The organism is Curtobacterium sp. MMLR14_002 (assembly GCF_001864975.1).
Lineage (GTDB): Bacteria > Actinomycetota > Actinomycetes > Actinomycetales > Microbacteriaceae > Curtobacterium > Curtobacterium flaccumfaciens.
Genome location: NZ_MJGT01000049.1, coordinates 1 through 8330, shown reverse-complemented (window position 1 = coordinate 8330; position 8330 = coordinate 1). Strand labels below are relative to the sequence as shown.

General features: G+C 68.3%; 7 protein-coding genes. 2 read left to right on the top strand and 5 right to left on the bottom strand.

The window, feature by feature from the left end; all coding sequences use genetic code 11:
• Nucleotides 1-8: 8 nt before the first annotated feature.
• Genes BIU91_RS05970 through BIU91_RS05955 form a run of 4 tightly spaced genes read right to left on the bottom strand, consistent with a single transcriptional unit; the run spans nt 9 to nt 4088 of the window.
• On the bottom strand, nt 9-815 hold the full coding sequence (locus BIU91_RS05970) for an ABC transporter ATP-binding protein (protein ID WP_071404639.1): 807 nt from the start codon (nt 813-815) through the stop codon (nt 9-11).
• The gene (locus BIU91_RS05965; RefSeq protein ID WP_027466697.1) at nt 812-1702 is read right to left on the bottom strand and encodes an ABC transporter ATP-binding protein; all 891 of its coding nucleotides are present in this window, start codon (nt 1700-1702) and stop codon (nt 812-814) included. Before BIU91_RS05965 ends, BIU91_RS05970 begins: the two co-directional genes overlap by 4 nt.
• Nucleotides 1695-2681, bottom strand: coding sequence for a branched-chain amino acid ABC transporter permease (locus tag BIU91_RS05960; RefSeq protein ID WP_027466698.1), 987 nt, complete (start codon nt 2679-2681; stop codon nt 1695-1697). The genes BIU91_RS05965 and BIU91_RS05960 overlap by 8 nt, the downstream gene beginning before the upstream one ends.
• A gap of 12 nt (nt 2682-2693) precedes the next feature.
• Nucleotides 2694-4088 carry a branched-chain amino acid ABC transporter permease gene (locus tag BIU91_RS05955; RefSeq protein ID WP_241660400.1) on the bottom strand — a complete coding sequence of 465 codons (1395 nt, stop codon included), beginning with the start codon at nt 4086-4088 and terminating at the stop codon, nt 2694-2696.
• 242 nt (nt 4089-4330) lie between these two features.
• Here BIU91_RS05955 and guaB point away from each other — a divergent pair, with 242 nt between their 5' ends.
• Nucleotides 4331-5833: an IMP dehydrogenase gene (gene guaB / locus BIU91_RS05950; RefSeq protein WP_071404638.1), complete on the top strand. Its 1503-nt coding sequence runs from the start codon at nt 4331-4333 to the stop codon at nt 5831-5833.
• A gap of 66 nt (nt 5834-5899) precedes the next feature.
• Here the strand turns inward: guaB and BIU91_RS05945 are convergent, their stop codons facing one another.
• Entirely contained in the window at nt 5900-6700 is an 801-nt protein-coding gene (locus tag BIU91_RS05945) for an SDR family oxidoreductase (RefSeq protein WP_071404637.1), read from the bottom strand.
• A 262-nt stretch (nt 6701-6962) separates the two neighbouring features.
• Between BIU91_RS05945 and BIU91_RS05940 the strand changes: the two genes are divergently transcribed.
• Nucleotides 6963-8291 (top strand): ABC transporter substrate-binding protein, encoded by a 1329-nt coding sequence (locus BIU91_RS05940; RefSeq protein WP_071404636.1) that lies wholly within the window; start codon nt 6963-6965, stop codon nt 8289-8291.
• Nucleotides 8292-8330: the final 39 nt, after the last annotated feature.

Below are 8330 nucleotides of genomic sequence, written 5' to 3'. Positions count from 1 at the left end.
GCACAGCGCTAGCGCTGTGCGTCGACGTCCTTGGCGAGCGTCCCCAGGTAGAGCTCGATGACCTTGGGGTCGTCAGCGAGTTCCTTCCCGGTGCCCGAGTACGCGTTCTTCCCCTGGTCGAGCACGTACCCACGATCGCAGATCTGCAGACAGCGTCGCGCGTTCTGCTCCACCATGATGATCGACACACCGGCCTTGTTGATCCGGCGGGTCCGCAGGAACGTCTCGTCCTGGCGCACGGGGGACAGTCCGGCGCTCGGCTCGTCGAGCAGCAGCACCTTCGGGTCCATCATCAGCGCACGGGCCATCGCGACGGACTGCCGCTCACCACCCGAGAGCGATCCGGCCCGCTGGTTGCGCCGCTGCGCGAGGACCGGGAACAGGTCGTAGATGACCTCAAGGCGCTCGGCGAACTTCCGGGGCCGCAGGTACAGCCCCATCTGCAGGTTCTCCTCGATGGACAGCGAGGGGAACACGTTGTTCGTCTGCGGCACGAAGCCGACACCGGCCTGCACGAGCTTGTTCGCCTTGAGGTTCGTGATGTCGTCCCCCTGCAGGGTCACCGATCCCTCGCGGATGGACACGAGCCCGAACAGCGCCTTCAGGAGCGTCGACTTGCCCGCACCGTTCGGCCCGATGATGCCGATGAGCTCGCCCGGGTAGCAGTCCAGGTCGCAGCCGTTCAGGATGTTCACGCCCGGCAGGTAGCCGGCGACCAGGTTCTTCGCGCTGAGCACCGGCTCGCGTTCCAGCGTGGTCGCCGGGGACGGACTGGAGGCACTGCTCGCGTTCGTGGGGTCCGTTGCGTCCGTCATCGGGTCGTCTCCTCTGCTGCGTCCTCTTCGGCGACTTCCTCCGCCAGTTCCTCGAAGGTCTCCTCGGTGAGGAGCGAATCGTCACCCAGGTCGGTGTCGTGGTGCGCACCGAGGTAGGCGTCGATCACGGCCTGATCGTCCATCACCGTGTCCGCCGGGCCCTCGGCGACGACCTTGCCCTCGGCCATCACGACCACCCAGTCCGAGATGTGCCGGACCATGTGCATGTCGTGCTCGACGAAGAGCACGGTCATGCCGTCGTCGCGCAGGGACTGGATGTGCCCGAGGAGCGACTGGGTGAGCGCGGGGTTCACGCCGGCCATCGGCTCGTCGAGCATGATCATCGTCGGGTCGGACATCAGCGCCCGGGCCATCTCGAGCAGCTTCCGCTGCCCGCCGGACAGCGAACCGGCGTAGTCGTCGGCCTTGGTGTCGAGCTTGAACCGGGCGAGCAGGTCCTCGGCCTTGGCCGTGATCTCGCGCTCGCGCTTCGCCCACACCGGCTTGACCAGGGCGGCGAAGAAGTTCTCGCCGGGCTGGTCGCGGGCGCCGAGGAGCATGTTCTGCATCACGGTGAGCCGGGACAGCGCCTTGGTCAGCTGGAAGGTGCGGACCATGCCCTTGTTCGCGATGTGCGTCGCGCTCGTCTTCTGCAGCGTGGCGCCGTTGAACTGCGTCTTCGCTCCGGGGCTCGGCTTGTCGAACCCGGTGAGCAGGTTGAAGAACGTGGTCTTGCCCGCGCCGTTCGGGCCGATGAGGGCCGTGATGGAGCCGCGCTGGACCTCGAGGTGGTCGACGTCCACGGCGGTCATGCCCCCGAAGCGGCGGGTGACGTCGTCGACGGTGAGGATCGGGTCGGCCTTGGGGTGGCCGTAGGTCTCAGACACTGAACGTCAGCTCCTTCTTGTTGCCGAGCAACCCCTGTGGACGGAACACGATGAGCAGCATGAGTGCGACGCCGACGAGCACGTACGAGAACTGCTCGGCCTGCTGCGCGTTCATGATCGAGTCGGGGATGAAGTCGCCGGCCAGCGTGCGGATGAAGAGCCGGACGACGAAGAAGAGCACGGCTCCGAGCACCGGTCCGAACACCGTCGCCGCACCACCGAGGATGAGCGCCGTCCAGATGAAGAACGTCATCGAGCGGCCCATGGCGTCCGGTTGCACCGAACTCGGCAGCACGTAGATGATGCCCGCGATCGCACCGAGCGCCCCACCGAACACGAGCGCCTGCATCTTGTACGAGTAGACGTTCTTGCCGAGCGAGCGGACGGCGTCCTCGTCCTCGCGGATGGCCTTCACCACGCGGCCCCACGGGCTGCGCATGAGCAGGAAGAGCACCAGGGTGAACAGGGCGACCATGGCCCACGCCGCGATGCGGATCCACCAGCCGTTGACGCCGTTGTTCGCGTACGTGAACCACAGGATCGTGGTGGTGCCGTCGGGCAGCGGGCTGAGGGCGGTGAACGGGTCGCGGTAGCTCGACCCGGTGATGCCGTTTGAGCCACCCGTGGTCGAGGTGAGCAGGCTCGAGCGGCCCACCATGCGGATGATCTCGGCGCCGGAGATCGTGACGATCGCCAGGTAGTCGCCGCGCAACCGCAGGGTCGGGATGCCGAGGATGATCGCGAACACGATCGCGACGAGCAGGGCGATGAGCACCGCCATCACGAACGGCAGTCCGTTCGTGATCGAGATCGCGAAGCCGTAGGCACCGAGCAGCAGGAACGCCGCCTGGCCCATGTTCACGAGGCCGGTGAGCCCGAAGTGCACGTTCAGGCCGATCGCGGCCAGCGCGAACGCCGCCGTGGTCGGGGCGAGTGCCTCCTGGGTGAGCGAGGACAGCAGGTTGAGGATGTAGTCCATGCGCGTGCTCCCTTAGCCGATCCGCTCGGCGCGGCCGAAGATGCCCTGCGGCCGGAACAGCAGGATGAGGATGAGGATGACGAGGGCGGTGGCGTACTTGAAGTCACCGGGGAGCACCAGGTTCGTGAGCTCCACGACGACGCCGATGATCATCGAGCCGACCAGGGCGCCGTACGCGGTGCCGAGGCCGCCGAGCGTGACCGACGCGAACATGAGCAGGAGCAGCTGGAGCCCGGTCTGCCAGTTCACGCCGTTCAGGACGAGTCCGAGCATCACACCGGAGAGTCCCGCGAGGCCGGCGGCGAGCGTCCACACGAAGCGGATCACCCGGTCGACGTCGATGCCGGAGGCCGCGGCGAGCGCGGGGTTGTCCGACACGGCGCGGGTCGCCCGGCCGAAGCGGGTCTTCGCCAGGAAGAGCCCGGTCGCGACGAGGACCACGAGCGCGATGCCCATGGCGACGTACGACTGCACCGTCAGGGTGACGCCGGCGAACCGCACGGTCTCCGGGTTGCCCTGCTGGATGCGGACCGTCGAGGCTCCGAAGAAGTACTGGAACGCGTACTGGGCGGCGATCGACAGACCGATCGTCACGATCATGAGCTGCGTGAGGCTGATGCGCCGTCGCCGGAGTGGGCGCCAGATCGCGGCGTCCTGCAGGTACCCGGTCGCGGCGCACAACAGCGTGACGACGATCCCGGTGACCCAGATGTTCCAGCCGAGCTGGTTGGCGAACACGTACGCCAGCAGACCGCCGAGGGTGACCTGCTCACCGTGCGAGAAGCTCGACAGCCCCGTCGTGCCGTAGATGAGCGAGAGCCCGATCGACGCCAGTGCGATGAGCAGCCCGAGCCGGAGACCCGAGGCGAACTGCTGCCAGGCCCGCTGGATGCTCACGCCCGACGAGTCCGTCGAGGTCGTGGCGCCCTTCTGGTCGGACAGCTGGAAGATCTGCCCGACGTTGGCGTTCAGGGTGGCCTGCACCTTGCGGTCGGCGTCGGCGGCGTTCGTCAGGTACTGGCCCTTCGGCAGGGTGCCCTGGTCGACGCTCACCGTGTACTCGCCGGCCGTGTCGACGCTGACGGACCAGCGGCCGTCGCCGTTGGTCGTGGCCGTCTGGTCGAAGCCGCTCGGGCCGGTCACGTCGACGTCGACGCCCTCGGCCGGTTCACGCTCGGAGTCGGTGATCGTGCCCTGGATGCACCCGTTGTCGGGGCTGACGGTGCACGCCTGGCTGGTGGCCGGTGCCGAGGTGGCACTGAAGGCCGGCAGGGTGACCGCCCAGTCGATCAGGAAGGTCGCCAGGAACGCGGCGACGAGCACGGCCGCGAGGACCGGTCGTCGTCGTGCGTGGCGGAGGCGGAACAGGCGCGGCTGCGCCCGTCCCGGAGGAGTGATGGATCCCACGGAAGAGCCTCTCGTTCGGATGACGAGGAACCTATGGGGATTTTGTGACACCCGTGTTTCCAACACGTTCCCTGTGTGATTCGTACCCGAACTGTGACGTTGTGGAGGAACGCTCCGAGGCGGGCGCGATCCGTGCCTCCAGGCGGAATGCGGCGACAGCCGCTCGCGTTACCATGTCCTATCCGGAACCCGTCGTCGTGTTCCCGGTGTCTCGACACTTCACTCGCCCACGAAGGGGACCCATGGACCAGCCGGATCCGTTCGGATTCATCGGACTCACGTACGACGACGTCATGCTGCTGCCCGGGCACACCGACGTCATCCCGAGCGAGGCGTCCACGGCGTCCCGGCTCACCAAGCGGATCTCCGTCAACGTCCCGCTGCTCTCCGCCGCGATGGACACCGTCACCGAAGCCCGCATGGCCATCGCCATGGCGCGCCAGGGCGGCATCGGGATCCTGCACCGCAACCTGTCCATCGAGGACCAGGCTGCCTACGTCGACAAGGTCAAGCGCTCCGAGTCGGGCATGATCACCAACCCCGTGACCACCACCCCGGACGCCACCGTGGCCGAGGTCGACGCGCTCTGCGGCCAGTTCCGCGTCTCCGGCCTGCCGGTCGTCGAGCAGGACGGCACCCTCGTCGGCATCATCACGAACCGCGACATGCGCTTCGTGGCCACGTTCGAGCAGGCCACCACGTACGTGCGCGACGTCATGACGAAGGCCCCGCTGATCACCGCGATGGAGGGCATCGACCCCGAAGAGGCGATCGCCATCTTCGCGCAGCACAAGATCGAGAAGCTGCCGCTGGTCGACGCCGACGGCAAGCTCCGCGGCCTCATCACCGTCAAGGACTTCGACAAGAGCGAGCAGTACCCCGACGCCACGAAGGACGACGAGGGCCGGCTCCGCGTCGGTGCCGCGATCGGCTTCTTCGGCGACGCGTGGCAGCGTGCCGAGGCCCTGCGTGACGCCGGCGTCGACGTGCTCGTCGTCGACACCGCCAACGGCGAGAGCGAAGGCGTGCTCGACATGGTCCGCCGCCTCAAGGCCGACCCGACGTTCGACGCCATCGACGTCATCGGCGGCAACGTCGCCACCCGCGCGGGCGCCCAGGCGCTCATCGACGCCGGTGTGGACGCCGTCAAGGTCGGTGTCGGCCCGGGCTCCATCTGCACCACGCGCGTCGTCGCCGGTGTCGGTGTGCCGCAGGTGACCGCCGTGTACGAGGCCTCACTCGCCGCACGCGAAGCCGGTGTCCCGATCATCGCCGACGGCGGTCTGCAGTACTCGGGCGACATCGCGAAGGCCCTGGTTGCCGGCGCCGACACCGTCATGCTCGGCTCGCTGCTGGCCGGCACCGACGAGTCCCCCGGTGACCTGGTGTTCGTCGGCGGCAAGCAGTTCAAGGCCTACCGCGGCATGGGGTCCCTCGGGGCCCTGCAGACCCGTGGCAAGAAGACCTCGTACTCGAAGGACCGCTACTTCCAGGCGGACGTGCCGAACGACGACAAGCTCATCCCCGAGGGCATCGAGGGCCAGGTGCCCTACCGCGGTTCGGTCGGCAACGTCGTCTACCAGCTCACCGGTGGGCTGCGGCAGTCGATGTTCTACGTCGGCGGTCGCACGATCCCCGAGCTGAAGGCCCGTGGCAAGTTCGTCCGCATCACGGCGGCGGGGCTCAAGGAGTCCCACCCGCACGACGTCCAGATGGTCGTCGAGGCGCCGAACTACCGCAGCTAGCAGCACTCGACCAGACGCCCCCGCTCCGGACGGAGCGGGGGCGTCTGGCGTTCGTGCGCCGACGCGTCAGGCCGAACGCCAGTCGTTCGACGTGATGTGCGAGCCGCCGTGCGGGCCCATCTGCAGCATCCCGCCGTCCACCGGCAGGGACACCCCGGTGATGTAGGACGACGCACGCGAGGCCAGGAACGCCACGGCTGCCGCGATCTCCCACGCGTTGCCCGGACGGCCGAGCGGCACACCGGGGCGGTCGATGGTGTGCGGGTCCTCGTCCTCGGCGCCGGTCATCCGGGTGGCGATCTCGCCGGGGGCGACGGCGTTCACGGTGATGCCGTGCTCGGCGAGCTCGATCGCCATGGTCTTCAGCAGGCCGCCGAGCCCGTGCTTCGCGGCGTCGTAGGCGCTCGAGCCGTAGCGGGGCTGGTGCTCGTGCACGCTCGTGATGCCGATGATCCGGCCGCCGGTGCCGGCCTGCACCATGTGCTTCGCAGCGGCCTGCATCGTGACGAAGGCGCCGTCGAGATCGGTCGACACCGTGTGGCGCCACTGGTCGAGGGTCATCTCGAGGAACGGGGCGTTGTCGCCGGTGCCGGCGTCGGCCACGAAGACGTCGACGCCGCCCAGCTGCGAGACGAGGCGGTCGACGACGGCGGCCGCCCCGGCGAGGTCGGAGACGTCGATCTGCTCGACGAAGGCCCGACGGCCGGTCTTCCGGACCTCCTCCGCGGTCTCCTCGGCACGGTCGGGTTCGGACAGGTAGGTGATGCCGACGTCCATGCCGGCTTCGGCGAGTGCGACGGCGGTCGCACGGCCGATCCCGGATTCGGAACCGGTGACGATGGCGGTGGTGGGCTGGAAGTCGCTCATGCGGCGGAACGTACGCCGGGCCTCCCGGGCGCCCTGCCGAACCATCCGCCTGGCGCAGGTCGGGTCGCCACGCCGGCACCGTCGCTCCTGCACCGATCCCTGTCCCTGCGCACAGGAACGTCACGGCTCGGTAACGAAACACCTTTGCGTACCGCCCCGTCACACGGGCGAAACACATGGACCCTACGTTTCTCGACATCCAGTGGAGGCGTCGCATTCACCCGAAGCGGCACAGCCTCCGCGCAGAGAAAGGGCTCCACGGATGATCAGAACCACCCGTGCCACCGCGGCACTGGCGTTGGCGGGCGCAGCAGCCGTCCTCCTCGCCGCGTGTTCCACCACCGGCAGTGCTTCCCCCTCGAGCTCGGCGTCGAGCGATGCGAAGAAGGATCCCGCCGCCAGCTGCAAGGCCCCGGACACCCCCGGTACGGACGCGCTGAAGATCGGCACGATCCTGCCCCTGACCGGTTCGCTGGCCTACCTCAACCCGCCGGCGGAGTCCGGTGTCGGCCTGGCCGTCAAGGACATCAACGCCGCGGGCGGCGTCCTCGACAAGGACGTCACGATCGACCCGGCGACCGACTCCGGCGACAGCAACGACATGACCGTGTCGAGCTCGGCCGCGACGAAGCTCGTCAACGCGAAGGTGCCGGTCGCGATCGGTGCCGAGTCCTCGTCGGTCACGCTGAACGTCATCGACCAGCTGACGAGCAACTGCATCGTCGAGATCTCGCCCGCGAACACCGCGACCGACCTCTCCGGCTACTCGTCGTACTACTACCGGACCGCACCGCCGGACTCGGTGCAGGGTTCCGCGCTCGGCCAGCTCGTGACCGGTGACGGCAACGCGAAGGTCGCCTTCCTGGTCTTCAACGACACGTACGGCACCGGCCTGCGCAACTCGGTGCAGGCTGCGGTCGAGGCGTCGGGCGGCCAGGTCGTCTACGGCGGCAAGGGTGAGGGCCAGGAGTTCCCGCCCGGCCAGACCACGTTCTCGTCCGAGGTGACCGCGGCCCTGGCCGCGAAGCCCGACGCGATCGTCGTCCTCGCCTTCGACGAGACGAAGTCGATCATCCCGGAGCTCGTCTCGCAGGGCAACGAGGCGAAGATCTACATGTCCGACGGCAACACGGCGGACTACTCGAAGGACTTCGACAAGGGCACCCTGACCGGCGCCCAGGGCACCATCCCCGGTGCCTCGCCGAAGGACGACTTCAAGAAGCAGCTCGCTGCGTTCTACAAGGACTCGTCGGGCAAGACGCTCGCCGACTACTCGTACGCGGCGGAGTCCTACGACGCCACCGTCCTCGCCGCCCTGGCCGCGGTGAAGGGCAAGGGCACCGACTCCGGCACGATCCAGGCCAACATGGCTGCGGTGTCGGGTGCTGACGGCGGCACCGAGTGCGCCACGTTCAAGGAGTGCAAGACGCTCCTGGACGACGGCAAGGACATCCACTACACCGGCCCGTCCGGCATCGGTCCGTTCGACGAGAACAACGACCCGTCGGCCGCCTACATCGGCATCTACAAGTTCGACGGCGACAACAAGCCCGTCTACCAGAGCGCCATCCAGGGTGCGGTGAAGAAGTAGGGCGCAGCCCAGCACCCCTCGCGAAAGCGACAGGCCCCC